Source organism: Myxococcus sp. MH1, assembly GCF_059738865.1.
In genome coordinates, this window is record NZ_AP026947.1 from 6,206,914 (window position 1) to 6,227,656 (window position 20,743).

20 protein-coding genes are annotated in these 20,743 nt (G+C 69.3%); 14 read left to right on the forward strand and 6 right to left on the reverse strand.

Translation table 11 applies throughout. The features are described from left to right. Positions 1–81: 81 nt before the first annotated feature. A complete protein-coding gene (greA, locus tag AC6JA9_RS23940; protein WP_141323442.1) occupies positions 82–600 on the reverse strand; it encodes a transcription elongation factor GreA in 519 nt (172 codons plus the stop codon). A 185-nt stretch (positions 601–785) separates the two neighbouring features. On the opposite strand from greA, the gene AC6JA9_RS23945 reads away from it, so the two are divergent. The 9 genes from AC6JA9_RS23945 to AC6JA9_RS23985 all read left to right on the forward strand — a co-directional run bounded on the left by AC6JA9_RS23945 (position 786) and on the right by AC6JA9_RS23985 (position 9,530). Continuing rightward, positions 786–1,316 carry an FHA domain-containing protein gene (locus tag AC6JA9_RS23945; protein ID WP_497957889.1) on the forward strand — a complete coding sequence of 177 codons (531 nt, stop codon included), beginning with the start codon at positions 786–788 and terminating at the stop codon, positions 1,314–1,316. 44 nt (positions 1,317–1,360) lie between these two features. Then, the gene (locus tag AC6JA9_RS23950; RefSeq protein ID WP_223783693.1) at positions 1,361–1,765 is read left to right on the forward strand and encodes an MGMT family protein; all 405 of its coding nucleotides are present in this window, start codon (positions 1,361–1,363) and stop codon (positions 1,763–1,765) included. Between the two features lie 138 nt (positions 1,766–1,903). Further along, positions 1,904–2,410 carry a M15 family metallopeptidase gene (locus tag AC6JA9_RS23955; RefSeq protein ID WP_223783694.1) on the forward strand — a complete coding sequence of 169 codons (507 nt, stop codon included), beginning with the start codon at positions 1,904–1,906 and terminating at the stop codon, positions 2,408–2,410. Positions 2,411–2,589: 179 nt separating this feature from the next. Next, complete coding sequence (locus tag AC6JA9_RS23960; protein WP_483578064.1) at positions 2,590–3,486, forward strand: TIGR04222 domain-containing membrane protein; 897 nt, start codon at positions 2,590–2,592, stop codon at positions 3,484–3,486. A gap of 2 nt (positions 3,487–3,488) precedes the next feature. Further along, a complete protein-coding gene (locus AC6JA9_RS23965) occupies positions 3,489–4,433 on the forward strand; it encodes an MbnB/TglH/ChrH family RiPP precursor modification enzyme (protein WP_483578065.1) in 945 nt (314 codons plus the stop codon). Beyond that, a complete protein-coding gene (locus tag AC6JA9_RS23970) occupies positions 4,430–4,960 on the forward strand; it encodes an SCO6045 C-terminal-like domain-containing protein (protein WP_483578066.1) in 531 nt (176 codons plus the stop codon). The genes AC6JA9_RS23965 and AC6JA9_RS23970 overlap by 4 nt, the downstream gene beginning before the upstream one ends. A 53-nt stretch (positions 4,961–5,013) precedes the next feature. Continuing rightward, positions 5,014–7,242, forward strand: coding sequence for a DUF4139 domain-containing protein (locus tag AC6JA9_RS23975; RefSeq protein WP_483578067.1), 2,229 nt, complete (start codon positions 5,014–5,016; stop codon positions 7,240–7,242). Beyond that, the gene (locus tag AC6JA9_RS23980) at positions 7,242–8,804 is read left to right on the forward strand and encodes a DUF4139 domain-containing protein (protein WP_483578068.1); all 1,563 of its coding nucleotides are present in this window, start codon (positions 7,242–7,244) and stop codon (positions 8,802–8,804) included. Before AC6JA9_RS23975 ends, AC6JA9_RS23980 begins: the two co-directional genes overlap by 1 nt. Positions 8,805–8,813: 9 nt before the next feature. Further along, a complete protein-coding gene (locus AC6JA9_RS23985; protein ID WP_267700708.1) occupies positions 8,814–9,530 on the forward strand; it encodes a hypothetical protein in 717 nt (238 codons plus the stop codon). Between the two features lie 16 nt (positions 9,531–9,546). On the opposite strand, the gene AC6JA9_RS23990 is transcribed toward AC6JA9_RS23985, so the two are convergent. Then, complete coding sequence (locus tag AC6JA9_RS23990) at positions 9,547–11,748, reverse strand: MltF family protein (RefSeq protein WP_497957890.1); 2,202 nt, start codon at positions 11,746–11,748, stop codon at positions 9,547–9,549. Positions 11,749–11,931: 183 nt separating this feature from the next. On the opposite strand from AC6JA9_RS23990, the gene AC6JA9_RS23995 reads away from it, so the two are divergent. Next, a complete protein-coding gene (locus tag AC6JA9_RS23995; RefSeq protein ID WP_483578070.1) occupies positions 11,932–12,525 on the forward strand; it encodes an HD domain-containing protein in 594 nt (197 codons plus the stop codon). A gap of 25 nt (positions 12,526–12,550) precedes the next feature. Here the strand turns inward: AC6JA9_RS23995 and AC6JA9_RS24000 are convergent, their stop codons facing one another. The 3 genes from AC6JA9_RS24000 to def form a co-directional block, all read right to left on the reverse strand. Further along, positions 12,551–13,399: an MBL fold metallo-hydrolase gene (locus AC6JA9_RS24000; RefSeq protein ID WP_483578071.1), complete on the reverse strand. Its 849-nt coding sequence runs from the start codon at positions 13,397–13,399 to the stop codon at positions 12,551–12,553. 74 nt (positions 13,400–13,473) lie between these two features. Next, entirely contained in the window at positions 13,474–14,118 is a 645-nt protein-coding gene (locus AC6JA9_RS24005; RefSeq protein WP_223783702.1) for a glutathione S-transferase family protein, read from the reverse strand. 138 nt (positions 14,119–14,256) lie between these two features. Beyond that, a complete protein-coding gene (gene def, locus AC6JA9_RS24010; RefSeq protein WP_483578072.1) occupies positions 14,257–14,859 on the reverse strand; it encodes a peptide deformylase in 603 nt (200 codons plus the stop codon). A gap of 128 nt (positions 14,860–14,987) precedes the next feature. Here def and AC6JA9_RS24015 point away from each other — a divergent pair, with 128 nt between their 5' ends. Then, positions 14,988–15,488, forward strand: coding sequence for a hypothetical protein (locus AC6JA9_RS24015; RefSeq protein WP_141323456.1), 501 nt, complete (start codon positions 14,988–14,990; stop codon positions 15,486–15,488). Between the two features lie 9 nt (positions 15,489–15,497). Here the strand turns inward: AC6JA9_RS24015 and AC6JA9_RS24020 are convergent, their stop codons facing one another. Further along, positions 15,498–16,655: a fatty acid desaturase family protein gene (locus AC6JA9_RS24020; protein WP_497957891.1), complete on the reverse strand. Its 1,158-nt coding sequence runs from the start codon at positions 16,653–16,655 to the stop codon at positions 15,498–15,500. Positions 16,656–16,947: 292 nt separating this feature from the next. Here AC6JA9_RS24020 and AC6JA9_RS24025 point away from each other — a divergent pair, with 292 nt between their 5' ends. The 3 genes from AC6JA9_RS24025 to AC6JA9_RS24035 all read left to right on the forward strand — a co-directional run bounded on the left by AC6JA9_RS24025 (position 16,948) and on the right by AC6JA9_RS24035 (position 20,699). Further along, entirely contained in the window at positions 16,948–18,156 is a 1,209-nt protein-coding gene (locus AC6JA9_RS24025) for a type I restriction endonuclease (RefSeq protein ID WP_223747334.1), read from the forward strand. A gap of 24 nt (positions 18,157–18,180) precedes the next feature. Beyond that, entirely contained in the window at positions 18,181–19,980 is a 1,800-nt protein-coding gene (locus AC6JA9_RS24030) for an SIR2 family protein (RefSeq protein ID WP_223747333.1), read from the forward strand. A 314-nt stretch (positions 19,981–20,294) separates the two neighbouring features. Further along, complete coding sequence (locus AC6JA9_RS24035; protein WP_141323460.1) at positions 20,295–20,699, forward strand: hypothetical protein; 405 nt, start codon at positions 20,295–20,297, stop codon at positions 20,697–20,699. The last annotated feature ends 44 nt before the right edge of the window (positions 20,700–20,743 follow it).

Consider the following 20,743-nt stretch of genomic DNA (forward strand, 5'->3'; position numbering starts at 1 on the left):
CCAGAAAACGCGACCGGGGAAGCGAGCCAAGGCCCGCTCCCCCGGTCCGCTGTCCTCAGCTGTTCCCGTCGGACGGCGGACTCAGCCCTCGCCAGCCGGGGCTTCGTCCTGGGGATCCTCGAAGCGGATCTCCTGGATCTCCAGCTCGCGCGTGCCACCGGGGCTCTGCACCGTGGCGATGTCGCCCACGCGCTTGCCGATGAGCGCCCGCGCCACCGGCGACGTCACGGCGAGCCAGCGCTTCTTCAGGTCCGCCTCCATCTCCCCGACGATGCGGTAGGTGACGGGCTTGTCCGTCTCCGTGTCCAGCAGGTCCACCGTCGCCCCGAAGATGACCTTGTCACCGCCCAGCTTGCTGGGGTCGATGACCTCCGCGCGCGCAATCCAGTCATTGAGGGTCAGGATGCGGCCCTCGATGTGGGACTGCTTCTCCTTCGCCGCGTGGTACTCCGCGTTCTCGCGCAGGTCCCCGTGGGCGCGGGCGACCTCGATCTCTCGCGAGATCTTGCCTCGCTCGACGGACTGCAGGTGCTTGAGCTCCGACTTGAGCTTGCGCAGCCCGGAGGGGGTCATCGGGATGTTGTCGCTCCCGCTAGCCATCGACACAGCTCCTTCCACCACTCCCAGGTTCACGAAAAAGTCGAGGGCCGGCGCTCCTCCCGGAGCCCGGCCCCCTCCATGAAGGTCCCAATGTAGGGAACCCGTGACATGCAGGTCAATGAAAGCCGTACAGGGACCCTCGCGGACGCTGGGCGCACGCGGGGTGAGCCGCTAGGCTGCCTTCCGTGCTGTCCGTCCAGGAATTGCGCGCGCTCGCCGCGTCACTGCCCGCCAGGGATTTCGAGCGCCAGCTGGGGCCCTTCGCCCTCATCCAGCGTCCCCCCTCGGAGGCCTCGGCCGCCGTGCTCGCGCCCACCCGCATGGCCGCGCCCGAGGACATCAGCCTGGGCATGATGACCCTCCTGTTCGAATTCGAACACCTGCGCGTCGCCACGCTCCCGCCGCTGCACGCCACGGACCGGCTGCGCATCGGCCGGCGCATGGACTGCGACGTGGTCATCGACGACGCGTCCGTCTCCAAGCTGCACGCCGAGCTGCGCTGGAGCGAATCCCAGCACCGCTGCACGGTGCAGGACCTGGGCTCCACCAACGGCACGTTCCTCAACGCGGGCACCCTGGGCCTGCGCGAGGCGACGCTGCGCGACGGCGACATCCTCAGCTTCGGCAACGTGCAGTTCTGGTACCTGGAGGCCCGCACGCTGCACGAGCGCCTGAAGGCAGGCGAAGCCACGGGCCTGGGCTCGCGCAGCGGCTGAAGGCCCCACAGGGTGACAGTGTCCTCGACAGGAGCAACGCCCCCATGACGCAGCCCGCGCGCGACGAGCGCGACTACTTCGAGCGCATCTACACCGTCGTCCAGGCCGTCCCCTCCGGCAAGGTGGCCACCTACGGCGACATCGCGACCATCGTCGGTGACGGCTGCGACGCGAGGGTGGTCGGCCATGCGTTGGGCGCGCTGGGCGCACGCTCGGCCACGGTGCCCTGGCAGCGCATCATCAACCGCACGGGCGGCATCAGCCTGACGGGCCACGGACAGAAGGAGCTGCTCGAGGCCGAGGGCGTCGGGTTCGACGAGCGAGGCCAGGCGCGCATGGACCTGCACCACTGGTCCGGCCCGAGCGAGGACTGGGCGCGCGCCCGCGGCTTCCAACCATTGCCCGCACCGACGGCCAAGCCCGCCGCCGCGCAGCTCTCGTTGTTCTGACGACGCGAAACCGTCCGTCGAGGGCTCGGCTCCCCGGCTGCTTGCCTGCGGGAATGGACGCGCGAAAGTCAGGCCCCAACCCCCGGGCCGGATTCCGCCATGTCGCTCGCGCTATTCCGCTGGAGTGCCGTTCTCCTCGTGTGCCTCTTCACGACCGCAGTCCTCGCGGCAGAGGCCCGTCCTCGTCGCAAGGCGAAGGCCGCGAAGCTGGTCCACATCGACGGCGGCCACCGTCTCCACCGCGACGCGGCCTCCGCGCTCCAACGCATGACGTTGGACGCGGCGAAGCACGACATCGCCCTCCGGGTCACCAGCGGCTACCGCTCCCTGCCCGAGCAACGCCTCCTGTACGAGCAGTACCGCCGGGGTCGGGGCAACAAGGCGGCGCGGCCCGGACGCTCCAACCATCAGCGCGGGCTCGCGGTGGACCTGGTCATCGGCAAGCGCACGTCGAAGCGCTATCAATGGCTCCAGGCCAATGCCTGTCGCTTCGGCTTCCGCCGCACCGTGCCCTCCGAGCCGTGGCATTGGGAGTACCGCCCCAGCAGCACCTTCCCACCCGTGGTCGGACACGACTGCACGGGCAAGGAGGTGAAGCGCCCCAAGCCCACGCCCGAGCCCGTCGCACGTCAGGACGCGAGCTGACCCTGGGTCGCGCAGGCCGCACCTCCCCAGCGAAAAGGCTTCCACGCTAGGCTGGCCGACAGGTCCCGACACATGGCGCCCCGGTGACACCCGGACGTCACGAAGACGTCACGGGACCGGGCTGTCACGTGCGCCCGGCAGCGTTTCATCAAGGGGCGAACCCACCGTGGGAGGGCGCAATGATGGACCCCTTGAACCTGTCGGGCCCGGATTTCCTCGCGCTGTATGTCCTGCTGGCCATGGGCGCCGTGGCGCTCGGACTGCTGCTGCGCTGGATGCTGCGCACACCGGGAGGCGGCCCGGACGTGTTGCCGCAGAAGCTGGACCCGTACGAGCTCGCGATGCTCTCCGGCCCCAAGGCCGTGGCGCACACGGCCCTGGCGAGGCTGCTCCACGACAAGGCCCTGGTCATGGACGGCACGACCCTGACGACGACGGGCAAGCGGTCCGACTTCGCGTCCCCTTTCGAGCGGCTCGTCTACGCCGCGGTCCATGAGTCGAAGAAGAGCAACGCGGAGCTGGTCGCCAGCATCGAGCCCGCGCTGGAGCGGCTCAAGCATCCCCTGCAACAGCGCGGCTGGTTGGTCGACGAAGGACAGGCCACGCGGGCCCGGTGGCTGCCGCTGCTGCCGCTGCTCGGCGTCCTCCTGCTGGGGCTCGCCAAGATCAACGTGGGCCTGGAGCGCGAGAAGCCCGTGTCCTTCCTGGTCTTCCTCTGCTTCGTCACGGCGGTCACCCTCTTCTTCCTCACGAGGCCCGTGTGGACCAGCCGCCGGGGCTCGGCGCTGCTCCACGCGCTGCGCTGGAATCAGCAGCCGCTGAAGACGTCCGTCATGAGCACGGAGAACTCCCAGGTGCTGAACAGCCAGGACCTGGGGGTGGCGGTGGCCCTCTTCGGCCTGGGCGCGGTGGCGATGAGCGACTTCGAGCTGATGCGCCGGCACATCGACCCCTCGGGCTCATCCTTCGGCGGCGTGAGCAGCTCGAGTGGTTGCAGCGGCTCCAGCAGTTGCAGCAGCGGCGGCGACGGAGGCGGCGGTGGTGGTTGCGGCGGCTGCGGTGGAGGTGGCGATTGACGGTGCCCGGTTTTCGGGGAGTCGGCATCGGGTGGCGACGCGAGCTGGCGCTCTTCATCGACCGGCGCCCCGGGCTCGGCTTCGTGGAGGTGCTCGCCGAGCACCTCTCGCCGAAGGGCCCCATCCCCGAGCCGCTCTCACGGCTGCGCGAGCGCGGTGTCCCCGTGGTGCTGCACGCGGTCTCGCTGGGTCTGGGCTCCGCGGAGCCGCCCGACCCGCGGAGGCTGGCGTGGCTGGCGGGACTGGCGGAGCGACTGGGCGCGGTGTGTGTCAGCGAGCACCTCGCGTTCGTCCGCGCGGGAGGGCTCGAGTCGGGGCACCTGCTGCCGGTGCAGCGCTCCGAGGAGGCGCTGGAGGTGCTGACCGAGAACATCCGGATGGCCGAGGCCGCGCTGCCCGTGCCGCTCGCGCTGGAGAACGTGGCCTCGCTGTTCGAGTGGCCCGACGCGGCCTTCTCGGAAGCGGACCTGCTGCGCGGCGTGCTGGAGCGGACCGGGGCCTCGCTGCTCCTGGACGTGGCCAACCTCCACGCCCACGTGCTGAATCACGGCACGGATGCGGACGCGGTGCTCGCGGCCGTGCCTCGTGAGCGCTTGGCCTATGTGCACGTGGCCGGCGGCGTCCAGCGCGGCGGGCTGTATCACGACACGCATGCGCATCCGCTCCCCCCGGGGCCGCTCACCTTGCTGGAGCGACTGGCCGCGCGACTGGGGCCCGTTCCGGTGATGCTCGAGCGCGATGACCGCTTCCCTCCCGAGGCGGAGCTCACCGCGGAGCTGTCCGCGATGGAGCAGGCGCTCCTGCGCGGCACGGAGCGACATGGCCGAGGGGCCCACCGAAGCACGCCCGAGCGAGATGTCCCCCGCGGGGTCCATGAGCAGCGGGATACGCGGAGTGCCACGCAGGAGCGCGGCGCCACCGACGCGAATCGGGAGGGCATGGCATGAGCGCCCGTGAGCGACAGGCCCGCGCCCAGGCGGAGCTCGTGCGCGCGCTCGGAGTCGGCGCGCCTGTTCCACCAGGGTTCGACGAGGCCCGCGTGCTCGCGGCCGCGCAGTCCCTGATGAGCAAGCGCCGCCGGGGCGTGGAGCGTGCGTGGCCCTTGCTGGCCTCCGCGCTCGGTCCCGACTTCTCGCCGCGCTTCGAGCAATGGGCCCGGTCCAACCCCATGTCCGTGGAGCCCGACTCGCGCGTGGAGGGACGGCGCTTCGCCCAGGCCCTGCGCGACGAGGGCCGACTGCCGGGCGCCCTGTCCAGGGACCTGCTCGACTTCGACGCGAGCTGGCGCGTGACAGCCTCGGGCGAGTTGGTGCGACGTTGGGGACTCGTGCTCATCGCCCGGCGTCACGACACGACGCGCCGGCGCCAGTGGGCCCTGCGACTGCCCGGTGGACGCGTGCTGCGGTGGGCCCCGGAACCCCACCCCCAGGGCCCCACGGCCCCACCCGGGGTGGACGTCCCCAGGGGGACATGATTCCGGAGCCCATCTCGACTACCCTTGCGCCCTCACCTGAGCCGAGGGGGCGCATGCTCGTCGTGCCATCCATGTTGGATGCGGTCACCGTTCACGCGGAGGGGGCGCTTTGCACGCGCATCGCCACCCTCCAGCTGGTGGAGGACCGCGTCCCCAATGAAATCCAGCTCAACGGACTTCCCCTCTCGCTGCGAACCGGGACGCTCCGGGCCGCGGTGCGACAGGGCCCGCCCGGCCTCACCATCCGCGCCATCCGGCCCACCTTCGATATCCAGCTCCCTCCCGAGGTCGACGTCCCCCAGGAGCACCGCGCCCTGGAGGAAGCCCTCTCGCGCGTCTCGGACGTGACGGCACGCCTGGAGGTCACCCGGCGCGAGCTGCAGGCCGTGGGCAAGCTCAAGCCCACCTTCCCGCCGCAGAAGAAGGCCCGCTACACGCCCCACCAGACGCCCCTCGACTCACTGCTGGCGCTCACGTCCTTCGTGGACACGGAGCTGGCCACGCTGAACGCGCGGCTGCTCGACCTGGAGCGGGAGCTGCGCGACGCGGAGAGCGACGTCCGCCTGCGACGTCAGCGCCTGCACGAGGCCTCCTCGTCCGTCCGCGGCGAGCGCGCCCGCGTGTACCGCGCCGCGGTGCTCACGCTGTCCGGCAACCCCTGGCCTCGCGAGACGCCCGCGCTCATCGCGCTGGAGTACGCCGTGCCCGGCGCGCTCTGGGTCCCGACCTACGATTTGCGGCTGCCTCGCACGCTGGAGGAAGGCACGCTGCGCATGCGGGCCACCGTCAGCCAGAACACCGGTGAGGACTGGACCGGCGTGAAGCTGTCCGTCTCCACCGCGGCCCTGGACCGCCGGGCCGAGGTTCCCGAGCTCAAGGCGCTGCGCATCGGCCGTCGCCAGCCGCCGCCACCGCGCTCGGGCTGGCGTGAGCCGCCCCCGGGGCTCGACGAGCTGTTCGCGGGCTACGACGCCCGGCGCGCTCCGGCGCCCGCCAAGCCGAGGCCGCCGCCGATGGAGCCACCTCCGCCCCCCGCGCCCGCGCCGTACGTCGCGGACCACGAGAGCACTGACTCGGGAATGGAGAAGCTCCGCAGCGCCCCTGGTGGCGCCCTGCGCTCCGCGCCATCCATGGCGAAGGCCAAGCGCCTCATGGCGGGCTCCGCTCCGTCCGCCCCGCCCCGCCCCGCCGCCGCGCCCCAACGAGAGCTGTCGCGCTCGCGAGGCGGCTTCGCCAGGAACCAGGCGCCCATGGAGGAAGAGGTCCTGGCCGAAGCGCCGGGCGACTCCGACGACATGCCGATGGCCTCGATGGACCTCGCGGACCTCGACGGGGCCATGGGAGGTGGCGGCGCGAGCGTGGACCGCCTCTCCTCGGCGCCGCGCCTGGAGCCCTCCGACAGCCTGCTGGACTACGACCGGCTCACGCTCACTCCCGCCGATGACCTGGAGGGCCGAGGCCGCCTGCGCTCGCGCCCCACCCACGTCACGCGGGAGCTCATCGCCCTGCAGGCCATGCAGATCCAGGTGAACGTCCTCTCGTTCATCGCCGTGAGCGAGCAGCAGGTGGCGAGCCTCCGGCATCTGCCCCTGCCCACGTGGTCCGTGCCGCCGCGCGAGTCGGCGATGCACTTCGACGCGAAGTTCGACCTGGAGTCGCGGGTCGACGTGCCCTCGGACTCGGCCTGGCACACGTTGCCGGTGTTGTCGGTGCCCGTGGGCCTGTCCGCCGAGTACGTCATCGTCCCCTCCGTGGAGCCCAGGGCCTTCCGCACGGTGCGCGTGGAGAACCGGACGCCCTACCCGCTGCTCGCGGGCCCCGTGGACGTCACGCTCGGCGACGAGTTCCTGATGACCTCGCCCCTGCCCACCATGCCTCCGGGAGCCACCCAGCGCCTGGGCCTGGGCGTGGAGGAGTCCATCAAGGTCGCGCGCAACACACGCTTCGACGAGGCCACCGGCGGCATCTTCGGCGGCGCGACGATGCTCACGCACCACGTGTCGGTGGAGCTGGCCAACCGGCTCTCCAACCGCATCCTCGTGGAGGTCTGCGAGCGCGTGCCCGCCGTGCCCACCGGCTACGAGAAGGACATCAAGGTGGACGAGACGGAGACGGCGCCCCCCTGGCAGAAGCGCACGCCGCTTCCGGGCGAGACACCCGTGGAAGGCGAGCGGGCCTGGCGCGTGGTGCTCCAGCCCGGTGAGGCGCAGACCCTGAAGGCGACGTGGACCGTGAAGATTCCCGCCAGCAAGATGCTGGGCGGCGGAAACCGGAGGACCTGATGAGCACGCCCCTCACCCTGCCGGTGGTCAAGGTCACCGTCCTGGAAGATCGCGCGCTCGTCGAGCGTCGCGGCGAAGTCCCCCTGGTCCCCGGAGCGCAGCGGCTGGTCATCGCCGGCCTGTCGCCGCTGGCGGTGGACCGCTCGCTCCAGGCGAAGCTCTCCGGAGGCACCGTGTCCCAGGCCCGCGTGCGCCGCGTGACGCGCGCCCAGCCTCCGGAGGCGCTGCGCGAGCACGCCACGGAGCTGAGCCGCCGCGTCGCGGACCTGGAGCGACTGGAGCGTCAGGCCCGCGCGGACCGGGAGCGGCTGAACACGCGCCACGGCCTGCTCACCGCGGCCCACGCGGACGTGTACCGCGCCATCTCCGAGCAGTCCGGCGGAGGCGTCGCGCAGCCCGACACGTGGAAGCAGCAGCTCGACAGCGTGCGCGAGGCGCTGGAGGCCGTGGACTCGGCCCGGCGGCTGGCGGCCGTGGAGGAGCAGCGCCTGCAACAGCAGCTCGCGCAGGCCCGCGGCGCGCTGTCGAACACGCAGAAGTCCGAGACGAAGCTGGACGTGCACGCCGAGCTCGAGGTGGGCCACCCAGCGGGCGGCACGGCGCTGCTGTCCATCACCTACCTGGTGCCCTGCGCGGCGTGGCGCCCCGCGTACCGCGCGACGCTGGAGCCGGCCCAGGGCACCCAGGGCCCGACGGTGCGGCTGGAGTGCGAGGCCGTGGTGTGGCAGCGCACCGAGGAGGAGTGGAAGGACGTGGAGCTGGCGCTGTCCACGGCGCGTCCCACGCTGGGCGCGGCGCCGCCCCGGCTGGAGTCGGACTGGCTCTTCCTGCGCGACAAGACGGAGCGCGAGAAGCAGGTGGTGGACGTCTCGGTGCGCGAGGAGGTCATCCAGAACACGGGCGAGGGCGCCGGTGCCCGACGCGACGAGGGCCTTCCCGGCATGGATGACGGTGGCGAGGCGCTGTCCCTCACCGCGCCCCACCGCGCCCACATCCCCGCGGACGGAGAGCCGCACCGCATCCCCCTGTTCCACTTCACCGCGCCTGCCGCGTCGGAGCTGGTGGTGTGCCCGGAGCTGTCGCCGCTGGTGCACCGCGTGGCGAGGTTCGACAACGTGGGCCCGTCCGTGTTGCTGGCGGGGCCGGTGGACCTGGTGCGGACCAGCGGCTACGTGGGGCGCTCGCAGCTGCGCTTCACCGGCAAGGGCGAGCGCGTGCGCCTGGGCTTCGGCAGCGAGGACTCGCTGCGCGTCGCCCGGATGACGGACATCCAGGAGGAGACGAGCCGGCTGTCGGGGCGCAAGCAGAAGACGCACCACGTGAAGATGTTCCTCTCCAACATGAGCGCCCAGCCCGCGGCGGTGGCGCTGGAGGAGCGCATCCCCGTCTCGGAGGTCGAGTCGGTGGAGGTGACGCTCCAGAAGGACACCACCCGCCCGGCGCCCACGAAGGTGAGCGCGGAGGGCATCGCCCGCTTCGAGCTGACGGCGCCGCCGCGCTCTCAGCAGGAGTTGACGTTGGTCTACACGGTGAGCAGCGCCGCGAAGGTGGCGGGGCTCTAGAGGTCCATCATGCGCACGTCCCTGTATGGACTCGGGTTGCTCATGGCGTGGGGGCCGGTGTCCCCGGCCTTCGCCGACACGCCGCCTCCTCCACCGGAGCCCGAGCAGGAGCGGCGCATCCCCCAGGTCGCCGTGGACGTGGGCGGCGGCTGGGGGCGGATGCAGCACCCGACCACGGACATCCCCGGGCTGAGGAACGAGGTGCGCACCGTGGGCGCCCGGGCCAACGCGGTGCGACTGGCCGGAGGAATCCACTTCAACATGGTGCGCGGCTCCGGTCGGACGGACTGGTGGTGGACCAATGGCGTGGACTGGTACCTGCTGGGTGACGACGTCCAGGTCCTGGCGCTGCGGCCGGGCCTGGAGAAGCGCCTGTCGCTCACGGACTCGCTGAGCCTGGGCGTGAGCCTGTTCGGCGCCGCGTCGGAGGTGTCGCTCGCCACCGGCCGCATCTCCGCGAACATCCCCGGGACGGGCGGCGGAGACCCGGTCATCGACGGCCGGTACTTCCAGGCGCGCTCGCGCAAGTGGATCTTCGGCGGAGGCGCGGGCGCGGCGCTGCAGTACCAGCTCAACCGCTGGTTCCACACGCGGATGCAGGTCGGCTACACGCAGTTCGTGTCGCAGGCGAAGAACTTCCAGGTGAGCCCGGTGAAGGGCCCGGACAGCTTCTCCGTCTCGCTCAGCGGCCCGTGGGCCGCGGCCTACGTGGGCGTGGGACTGTGACTCCGTCCCGTGCCCGTCAGTGCTGGACGACGGACACGTAGGCGCCGTAGCGCGTCTGGATTTCGGAGACGTACTTCACGGGCTCCGAGCCCCGGCAGTAGCCGTGTCGCGCGCGGCGGTAGTGCTTGGGCTTCTCCAGGAGGAGCATGGCCTTCTCCACGTTGCCGAACCAGCGGTTGGGGTCCAGGCCCTGCTCCTGCGCGAGCCGGCGTGCGTCCAGCACGTGGCCCAGGCCCGCGTTGTAGGAGGCCAGGGCGAAGCGCAGGCGCTGCTTGAAGGGAATCTCCGGAGCGATGCGGCCGAGGAGCTGGTGCATGTACTTCACGCCCGCGTGGATGCCCTGGTCGGGGTCCTCGAGCTTGCGGAAGCCCAGCTCGCGGCCCGTGGCGGGCATGACCTGGAAGAGGCCCTGCGCGCCCACCCAGCTGCGCGCCGTGGGGTCGAAGCGGCTCTCCTGGAACATCTGCGCAACCATCAGCCGCCAGTCCATGCCGTAGCGCGAGGAGTACGAGCGCACCAGCAAGTCATAGGGGGAGATGGTGCCCGTGGCCACGGCCGCCTCGGTGGTCGCCGGGGCCTCGGCGCGGCGGCCCTCGAAGTAGCGGCGGCGAGCCAGGTTGTATTCGGTCCCGCGGTAGGTCTTCTGCACGAAGCCGTCGAGGAAGGCGCGCAGCTTCACGCTCCCCGGGCGCACGGCGAAGGCGATGCCGTGGTGTCCGTCCTTGCCCGCGGGCGCGCCCTGCCCCGGTACCGTCAAAGCGGCCTCCACGTCCTCGCGATAGACGCGCTCGGCGGCGAGGATGTGGCTGTCCGTGACGGTGAAGGGAATCTCGCCGCGCGCCACGCGGTCGATGAGCGTCTCGGTGTCCTGGTCCTCGGGCTCCTCGACGACGGTGAACCCGTGCTGGGTCGCGAGGGTGCTCAGATTGGAGAAGTGGCTGGACGTGCGACGCACGTGGATGGACTGGCCCTTCAGGTCCGCGAGGGACGCGGGACGCGGCGAGCCGACCCGCTGCACGAGGACCTCCTCCACGAAGAGATACGGGCGACTGAAGGCGACCTCGCGCTGGCGCTCGGGTGTGACGGTGAGCGCGGCGGCGATGACGTCGCCCCGGCCTTCCTTGAGCCACGTGAGCAGCTCCTCGTACGTGTCCGGGACGACGACCTCCAGGCGCACCTTGAGCGCGTCCGCGGCGAGCTTCGCCATCTGGTAGTCGAAGCCCGCCTGTTCGCCGCGGTGGAGGAAGTACGTGACGGGGCTGTTGCGCGTGAGGACGCGGAGCACGCCGCGCTTGCGGATGCCGTCGAGGTCTCCGGTGAAGCGCTGCTCGCGGTGGTCGGTGAGGGCGCGCTCGACGAGGAAGGCGTCCAGCGCGGTGCGCAGCAGGGGGTTCTCCAGCCGCACGGCCCAGGCGAGGGCGCGCTTCTCCGCGACGGGGAAGAGCGCCTCGACGTCCGGGTTGTAGGTCTGGATGGCCGCGAGCAGGTGGCTGTCGACCACGGTGAGGGGCAGCTCGCCGCGGGAGACCTTCCACACGAGCTCCTCGGAGTCGAGGCTCTCGGGCTCGGGATGGACGGTGAGGCCCGGGGCCTGGGCTTTCGCGAGCGCGGCGAGGGACGTGGCGAAGGTGGAGCTGGCGCGCACGTGCACGGCGCGGCCCGCGAGGTCCTGGGGCTTGCGCGGCAGGTCCGGGGCGCCCTTCTTGCCGACGAGCACCTCGTTGACCATGGCGATGGGGCGGGTGAAGGACAGCTCGCGGGAGCGCTCCGGGGTGACGGTGAGGTCGGCGGCGATGATGTCCCCGCGTCCCTCTTTCAGCAGGGGGATGAGCTGGTCGAAGCGCTCCACGGCGATGAGCTCGACTGACACGCCGTGCTTCTCGGCGAAGCGCTCCAGCAGCTCGCGATCCTGCGAGCGGGGCGTGCCCTGGCGAGGCAGGGAGCTCTCGTCGGTGGTCTCCACGAGGATGCGCAGCACGCCGCGCTTGCGAAGGGCCGGGAGGTCACCGGTGAACGGGGGCTCGGGAGGCTTCGCGGGCTCGGCGTCGGGCGGCGTGGCTTCGGCGACGAGCGGCAGGGGTGTCTCGGGGAACGGCAGGTCCTCCGGCTCCGTGATGACGGGCGCGGCCACGGGCGCCGGCGGGGGCGCGGGAGGCTCCTGCTTGCAGGCGACGACACACACGAGCAGCGCGGCGACGAACCAACGAGACGACTCCATGGGTGCTTCCCCCTCCTCGGAGCCATGTCCGGATGCGTGGACACGCTCCCCTCGCCTCCCCTCTACCCGAGGTGACGGGTGAACGCACGTGGGCCCAGCGAAGACGCACACGGAGGGTTCCCGGACCTGGGACGGCGACCCACCCGGAGTACGGACGCGGGCCGGTGTACCGTGGAGGGCGACATGAAGACGAAGAGCTCGCCGCCCGTGGCCCTGTTGCGAGGACGCAAGACGCTCCCGCTCATCGAGACGTACTTCGAGCTGAACCACTTGAAGCAGCTCTTCCGGCAAGGCTGGCTGCGGGTGGAGATTCCGGCCGAACGCTGCGAGAGCGTGGCGGAGCACTCGCTCTTCGTGGCGCTGCTGTGCCTGTTCATCGCGGACAGCCACTTCCCGGAGGCGGACGCGAGCCGCGCGGTGCGCATCGCACTGCTGCATGATTTGGGTGAGGCGTACGTGGGAGATCTGACGCCGCACGACGGCGTGGGGCGCGAGGACAAGCACGCGCGGGAGCGGCGGGCCATGGAGCAGCTCGTGGGGAAGCTGCCGCGCGGCGCGGAGTACCTGGCGCTCTGGGATGAGTACGAGCAGGGCACGTCGTTCGAGGCGCGACTCGTGCGGCAGGTGGACCGACTGGAGATGGGGCTGCAGGCCTGCGTCTACGAACACCAAGGCGCGGGAGACCTGTCCGAGTTCTTCGCGTCGGTGGAGAAGGCGCTGGAGGCGCCTGAGTTGCGCGCGTTGCTCGCGGAGTTGGAGGCACTGCGGCCGGACTGAGCTGTTCAGCGCGACAGCCCAGGGCTCAACCGAACCAGCGGCCCGACTCGGGCGCGAAGATGCGGACGCGCTCCGCGAGCGTGGGCGGCAACCGCTCACGAACGAGGGCGTGCACCTCCTGCGGCCCGAGCGCCTGGCTGAAGTGCATGAGCACGAGGGCCTCGTTGCGGAAGCGGTCAGCCTGGGCGAGGAGTTCGTCGAGGTGGAGGTGCGCACGATCCCTCGCGTCCTGCACGGAGCGCTTCGGGTCGACGAAGGTGCACTCGATGACGAGCACGCGCGAGTCGAACAAGGTCGGCTCGGTCTCGAGGATGCGCGAGAGCGTGTCCGTCGCGTAGGCGAGCTCCAGGTGGTCCACCTGGGTGAAGAGGTCCTCCCCGGCCTTGCGCCGCGTGGCGATCTCCTGCGGCGGCAGCGCGAGGAACTCGGGGCGGAGCTTCGTCGCGCGGCGGAAGAACTGATAGCCGAGCGAGGGCACGGGGTGATGCGTTCGGAAGGCGCGCACGTGGAGCCCCTGCCCCAGCGCCTGCACGTCTCCGTGCCGCATGGGGACGGTGGTCACCTCCATCGACGTGTGATGGAGCCGGGAGAGGACCTGGAGGGCCTCGTGGACGGGCGCCTCGATTTCGGCGGGGATGAAGAGCTGCGGAGCGCCCTTCCCCATCAACCGGCGGATGCCGAGCAGCGCCCCGAGCGCGCTGGCGTGGTCCGGGTGCGCATGGCTGAGGAAGATGCGATCGCACCCGGCGAACGAGCGGATGGGGATGCCGACGTCGAGCACCACGTCCAGCTCGGGCACCTGGAGGGAGGTGTAGACACCGCCGACGGAGATGCCTCGGACGGTATAGGGACCTGCCTGGACCTCGGTGATCATCGCCGTCGCTTATCGCGCGACTCGTGTCACGTCGCAACCCGGGGCACGGCAGGCCCCGGGCATGACGCGAGTGCTCAGGTGTCGAAGCGGAAGGTCGTCTCGACGCACGAGGCGCGCTGGCCGAATCGCTGACAGAACGCGGTGAGCGCCGCGTAGGGGGTGGTGTCCAGCACCTCGCGGAACGACAGGTGCATCACGAGGCAATAGAGGGAGACCTCGAGGAAGCTCACACTTCGCTCCGAGGGGAGCTCGGCGAGCGCGGCGTCCACGTTCTGCTCCAGCCACGCCATCATGTTGAGCAGGCTCGTGCGCAGCTTGTCGTGGTGAGCCCCGGCCTGGGCCCCGCCCCCCACCTTGGACATGACGATCGTCACCTCCGTGGCCATGGTCTGGAGGACCAGCTCCTGCATGTTGGCGGACAGGGACTCGGTCAGGTCCTCGGGCCACAGCACGCGTGCCTTGTGGGTGGAGTGGCGCCGCAGCTCGCGACAGACATTGAGCGTACCGAACCACGAGCCTCGGGCCGTGCGCAGCACGGGAATCTTGAGCGCGGGATTGCCGCCGTAATCCTGGAGATTGGGCGACATGATGTCGCGCAGGATGTGGAAGTCGTAGGCGACGCCCAGCTCCGCCGCGAAGATGCGCGCGATGCGGGTGAAGTGAGAACTCGAGCGGCCAATCAGGATGGGCCGGGTGAGGTCTTCGTTCGCGACAGTCATCGGTGTACCCCCGTCAGGGTTTGACGGAGGTCACCGTAGGCGCTCCCCTCCCCGGGTACAACGCGCGGAGGGCTCGACTTCGCGCTGTACCGCTGCGGGCCCATCGAAGCTGTGCTCCTCGACGAGCCTCCCAGGGCCTCACTCGGCGTCGGAGGGAATCCGGAGCGCGGAGCGCACCTCGGCGGTGGAGCGCCCGGCCCAGTGGCGACGATGGTTCTCCCCCGTCGTGAAGCTGCGAGTGGCCATCCGGTCGACGTAGAGCGTGCCGTCGAGGTGGTCCAGCTCGTGCTGAAGGATGCGGGCGTACCAGCCCGTCGCGCGAATCGTCACGCGGCGGCCCTGCTCGTCCAGGGCGTCCACGCGCACGCCTCGGGCTCGGGCCACGAGCGCCGCGAAGCCCGTCACACTGAGGCAGCCCTCGTGGAACTCGGCGGGGGTCGAGTCCTCCACCGTCAGCTTCGGGTTGATGAGCACATGGAAGGGCACGGGCTGGCGCTCACGCGCCGCGAGGTCCGCGGGCGCCACGCCGGCCTGATACTCCGCGCGGTCCTCGATGACGACCAGCCGAAGGCCCACGCCGACCTGGGGCGCCGCGAGCCCCACGCCCGGGGCGTCTCGCATCGTGTCGCGCATCAACACGATGAGCCGCTGAATCTCCGGACTGCCAATCTCCTCGGGCGTCAGGTCTCGCGCCTGTTGACGAAGTACCGGCTCTCCCGCCTGGACGATCTTGAGCACCATGCGACGAGCGTAGCAGGCGAACTGGAGTCCCCTGCCGCCGAAAAACGGCGGCCCGCGATTCGTCTGTCAGGCCACGCTGTTCGCCCCCCATTGGCCTGGCTTGTGAGCAGAGGTTAGGCTGCGGTCCCATGGCTCGTCGCAAGAAGGCCGATGAGATCGCCGCGCGTGTCCGCAACCTGATTGCGATGGACGCGGCTGGAATCATGCGCCGGTTGGAAGCAAGGCGCGACGAGATGTTCGCGCTCTTCTCGCGTTTGCGCAGCCGGGAGCCGCTGCTGGAGACCATCGCCTCGCGGTACGCGGAGGGGGCCTTCGAGCAGCTCATCCACCTGCCCGAACAGGAGCAGGCGGTGGTGGACCGGTACTACACGCACCTGGACGAGCTGCGCTGGTACTTCACGTACACCGAGGACATGCCGGGCACGGCGCAGGTGAACTTCATCAAGCTGCACAAGCGGCTGGAGGAGTCCTACCGGGTGCTCGTGGTGACGCTCGGGCCGCCTGTCTCCGCCGATGGTGCGCGGGTGGTGGACGCGGAGGTCCTGCGCCGAGAGGACAACGGTGGCACGGCGGAGAAGACGCTGACGCGGGCCATGCCGCCCCGCCAGCGCCGCGCATCACCGAGCTGAGCCCTGGAGTCAGGCCACGTGAGCCTGGAGTGACTCGGGGGCGACGGGAGCGGCCTCCGCGCTCGCGCGCGGGGTGAGCTTGCGCATGGAGCGCTTGCCCACGACGACATCCACCATCTTCCGGACGCGGGTCCAGACGCTCTCCTGGACATAGGGGATGCCGTACTTCTGGCAGAGCGCGAGGACCTTGGGCTGGGCCTCGCGGTACTTGAGCATCGGCAGGTCGGGCCAGATGTGGTGTTCGATCTGGTAGTTCAGCCAGAGGTGGGCGAAGTCGTTGAGGTCTCCGCCGGTGCGGTAGTTCGCGCTGCCGATGACCTGCTGGACGTAGCGCTCGCCCTTGTTCGCGGGGGACGTGTCGAAGCGGTACAGGTCCTCGCCGGTGTGGTTGGGGCCGACGACGAGGAACGTGTGGACGCTGGTGAGCACGTCCGCCATCAGCGAGTTGCAGAACGCGCTGAACGCCGCCCAGGAACCGATGATGAGGAACAGGGCCGGGAAGAGGACGAACTGGACGGCGGCGTACGGGAGGTAGCAGCGCAGCAGCAGCTCCTTCCACTCGGCGCCGGAGAGCGAGCCACCATCGCGACGGCCCTTGCGGCGCAGGGCGCTGAGCGTCTCGGGGGCGTAGTACGAGGCGCGCCAGGTGAGGGCCAGGAGCGTGAGCTGGACGTAGCGCAGGAACAGGGGCCGGGCCGGGTTGCGCAGCGTGCCCTCCGCGTTGCGCTCGAGGAGGTCGGGGTCCGACTCCTCACCGGTGTACGAGTGGTGGAGGACGTTGTGCTCGAACACCCAGGCATCCGGGAGCATCCAGTCGAGCCAATCGAGATAGCGACGTGCGCCCTTGGCGAAGCCCTTGCCGGTGCGGGACGCAGGGAGCCCGGGGACGCGGTCATAGCCGCGGTGTCCCACGTGATGCATGAGGAGCCAGCGCGTCGAGCGGCCCACACTGAGCGCGGCGGCGCTGAACGGGTTCGGGGCGATCCAGCAGGTGGCGATGCCCAGCAGCGTGCCGATGCGGCCCCAGCGCTCGATCTTGCGGAGATGCTTCGCATCCGCTTCGCCCAGATTGGCGTCGAGCTCCGCGCGCAGTGCCTTCAGGTCCCGGTGGAAGCCCTCCACGTCCACGGAGGCGATGTTGAAGGCGGGGGGCAGAGACGACGACATGCGTGAAGCTCCTCGGGGGAGGATGTAGGTCCAGGGGCGGAAGCAGCGCGTCAAGGGTAGCCGCCCAAGCGTGGGACGGGAAGCGCTTCCGTCCGGCGACGAAGGCAGAGCACACCGCGAGCGAACCCAATGCCAGATGCAATACCACCACGGTAGTAGGGTCAAAGCGTGACACAGGGTCTGCCTTGACCTTGCTCAAACAGCCGATACCGAGAGGTGTTTGAGTGATTCGCGCCATGCGTTAGCGTGTAAGGGATGCGGCGGTGCGCCGTGCACGAAGTGGGGGAACGACATGGGCCTTGGCGAAGATTTGCGACTGCTGTCCGAGCAGGTTCGTAAGCGGCAGGCGTTCATCAAGGGGGAGGAGGCCACGAAGCAGGCTCTCATCCTCCCGTTCATCCAAGCGCTGGGTTACGACATCTACGATCCCACGGAGACGCAGCCGGAGTACGTCGCGGACTTCGCCAAGAAGCGCGGCGGCGTCATGGAGAAGGTGGACTATGCGCTGCACCTGAAGGGGCAACCCGCGCTCTTCATCGAGTGCAAGGCCGCGGACGCAACTCCCGAGGACCACGACGGACAACTGGCGCGCTACTTCAACGCCACGCCGTCCGTGCGCATCGGAGTCGTGACGAATGGCACGCGCTACCGGTTCTTCACCGACCTCCAGTCCTCCAACATGATGGATGCGACTCCGTTCATGGAGTTCAACGTCCTCAACTTCACCGATCGGGATGTCGACCTGCTTCGCCCCTTCACGAAGGAGTTCTTCGATGCGACGTCCATCCAGGGACACGCAGAGGAGATCATCTTCGTCGGCAAGGTCACGGCGCTCATCAACGAGCTGCTGCGCAACCCCTCCGAGAGCTTCGTTCGGTTCCTGCTGGCGGAGGTCGAGCTGGTTTCCGGGCGCGTCACACGCAACGTGGTCGAGCGCTTCGTCCCCATCGTGAAGAAGTCCATCCAGACCACGCTCCTGGACATGATGACGAAGTCGATCCAGCAGGAGATCGCCCAGCCCAACGCCCCCAGTGCCGCCGCGCCGAGCCCCGCGGAGGCCCTGCAGCGAACGGCAGAGGTCGCGGAGGGGCCAGTGGTGCCACAGATCGAGACCACGGAGCTCGAACTGGAGATCTTTCGAATCGTCCAGAAGCAGTGCGCCGAATCCGCGCTCAGGCAGTCCATCAGTTACAAGGACTCGACCACCTACTTCGGCATCAACCTGGGCAAGGTGACGTCCTGGTTCATCCGGGCCTTCACCAATGGGAAGAAGAAATCGCTCGTCACCCGGCTACCCGCGGAACAGGCGGCGATGCTCGCCCCGGGGTTCGAGGTGGAGGCGGCGCCGGACGGCATCGGTAGGAGCCGCATCTACTTCAACGCGTCTGGCGACATCGAGAAGCTCCGGACGCTGGTGCTCGTCGCCTACGAGGAGGAAGCCAGGAGGCAGAGCAGCGGTAACGCCGATGGTGGCTCCTCCGAGAACGCGACGTCAGTTTGACCTACTCAGGAACCCGCCCCACTCATGCCCGTTGAAGCCCTTGAACGACTCGCGTCACCCAACTCCCTGCTCAACTCGCTGAGCAACAGCGACAAGAAGATTGCCTTTCTTGTGGGTTCTCCGTTGTCGATGCCGGACACACCCGGATCCCCCGGTGTCCCAGGCACCGCGGAGATGGTCAGGCGCGCCAGGGCGGCAGCAGGCGCGAAGGCAGAGGCCGAGTTCGATGCCACTCTTGCGACGGCGGACAGCACACGGCAGTACCAACTCGCGATGCAGCTCCTTCGGAGCTGGAGCAATCAGGAGGCGGTCAATCGGGTCATTCGCGAAGCCGTGTTGCAAGCCAGGCTGACTGCATCCTCCGCCGAGACCGCTGACGTCCAGCGCTTCGACGAAGACCACCACGGTTGGTACCTGCCTGCCGCGACGCGAGATCTCGGAAAGCTGGTCGTATCGTTCCCCGAGCGATTCGGTCCCATCCTGACGACCAATTTCGACCCCCTCATCTCCGTTGCCATTCGGCAAGCGGGGGGCCGGGTGTCGCAGGTCATTCTTCACGCAGACGGACGACTGGATGCCGTGCGGCCCGAGCGGGGCGACCATCGCGTCGTCCATCTGCATGGGTACTGGACCCGCTCGGATACGCTTCACACCCCGATACAGTTGACCCAGGAACGCCCGAATCTTGACGCATCACTCCAGTCACTTCTGCGTGAGTACATCCTGGTGGTGGTTGGCTACGGCGGATGGGACGATATCGTCACGCAGGCCCTGGCGAAGTGTGGCCATGACACTCACGCCAATGTGGACATCGTCTGGGCCTTCTATGAGTCGGATAGTGCCCTGGTCCACTTTCGATACAAGTCTCTCATCTCGAGCATTGGCTCCATTTCCGGACGCGGCCGGTTCCGCATGTACGGAGGCATCAACTGTCACACGATGTTCAAGGACCTCCATAGGGAAATTGAACGTCTGGCAACACCTACGTCCATTGCTCCGCCCCCCTCCGTGCCCAAGGAGGTCCTCGTTCCGGTCGCAGCCCCACCTCGCCCGAGTCCGGCCGACGTCGTGAAGGCCGTGCCTCCAGCGCCCCCTGCGACCACCGCCGGGCGAGTCGATCCACCCGTGGCTCCGACAGCGAGCCTCCCCCCGACGAAAGTCGAACCTTCAAGAACGCGCTTCGGGCCACGACTGCTGGTCCCTCTGCTACTGGTCGCAGTGGGATTCCTGTACCTGCGCGAGTCCGAGTCGACGCCCCACCGCCCCGAGCCCACCACGCCCTCTCCAGAGCGCGGAAGGTCCCAGCGCCAGCGGGAGTCGAGAGGGAGCAACCCCGACCTGCCGATCGTTCCAGTCGCGCAGCAGCCCGCACCACCGCGAGCCGTTCCCATCAGCGGCCTTGTCGGTGCTTCAACGCACCCCTCCACCATCGAGGGGCTCCGCAGCAAGAACCAGGTCAGTCTCATCCCTCGAAGCAACAGACCTCAACGTGCGAACGACATGCCCGAGGGTTCCTACGGTTTCGCGCCAACAGAGACGGTCTATCAGTTGAGAGCAGCCACCGTCGTCGCCACCCCTACGGGCGAATCCTTCGAATTCCACCGCCTTCGAAACGACACCTTCACCCTGGTCGGCTACGTCCAGCCCGCGAGCCGAACGGCCTTTGACCAAGGTCGAGCCATGAACCTCGTGCTCGCTCCGCGTCCTGACTCGGAACGACAGCAGCTCCTCGGTGTCCCCTTTCAGCGGATTTCCTCCTTGGGGCTGCGTTCGGACGGAGGAAGCAGAGTCCTCCTGGTGTCGCTGAGCGAAGCACCTCGCTGACTTTCACATCCGAGGCGCAGCCCACCGCGCCTCGTTGAATCCTTCACGTCGCATCACCTGAAAAGCTCATGCACAAATCCCTGTTTCTGGCTGTACTCGCCGTTGTGTTGATGGGAGCGGATGAAGGTGGCTGCGGAGATACCTCCGAGCCGCTACCGCCCCCGCTGGTGGAATGCACCCCGGAGTCGTGTTCGGGCTGCTGCCAGGGAACCACCTGTATCGCGGGGAACACGACGAACGCCTGTGGGAACAGTGGCCTCTACTGTTCCGCGTGCGTGGGTTTGAACTCCTGCAATGTCGAGCGACGAGAGTGCGTGCTGGATGTCTCCTCCTTGGTGGCCATCCAGCCCTCTCAGGCCACCATCTCCGCGCAGGATCCCAACGACAACCTTGACTGGGACGTCGATGGCTCGGCGCCGGATGTGGTCGTCGAGCTGCGGTGCCCGACTTCCGTCGCTGGCGAGCCGCTGGTGACGCGGACACCCGAGATCTCCAGCTGGACGCCCCAGTGGAGCACGGGTGGCTGCTCCACCTCCGCGGAGGTGCTGCTCGCCCAGCCCATCGAGTTCAAGGTCCTCGATATCGACACGCTCCTCGACGACGAGATTGGAACCATCAAGCACCAGCTCACCCAGGATGAGCTCAAGGCAGGCACGGTCTCCCTCTCCCTGCCGCCGGCAATCACCTCGCTGACGGTGACGCTGTCTCGGGCTCGGTAACCATTCAACCGAGGCATTCCTCCCCCGGAAGCACCACGGCCCCG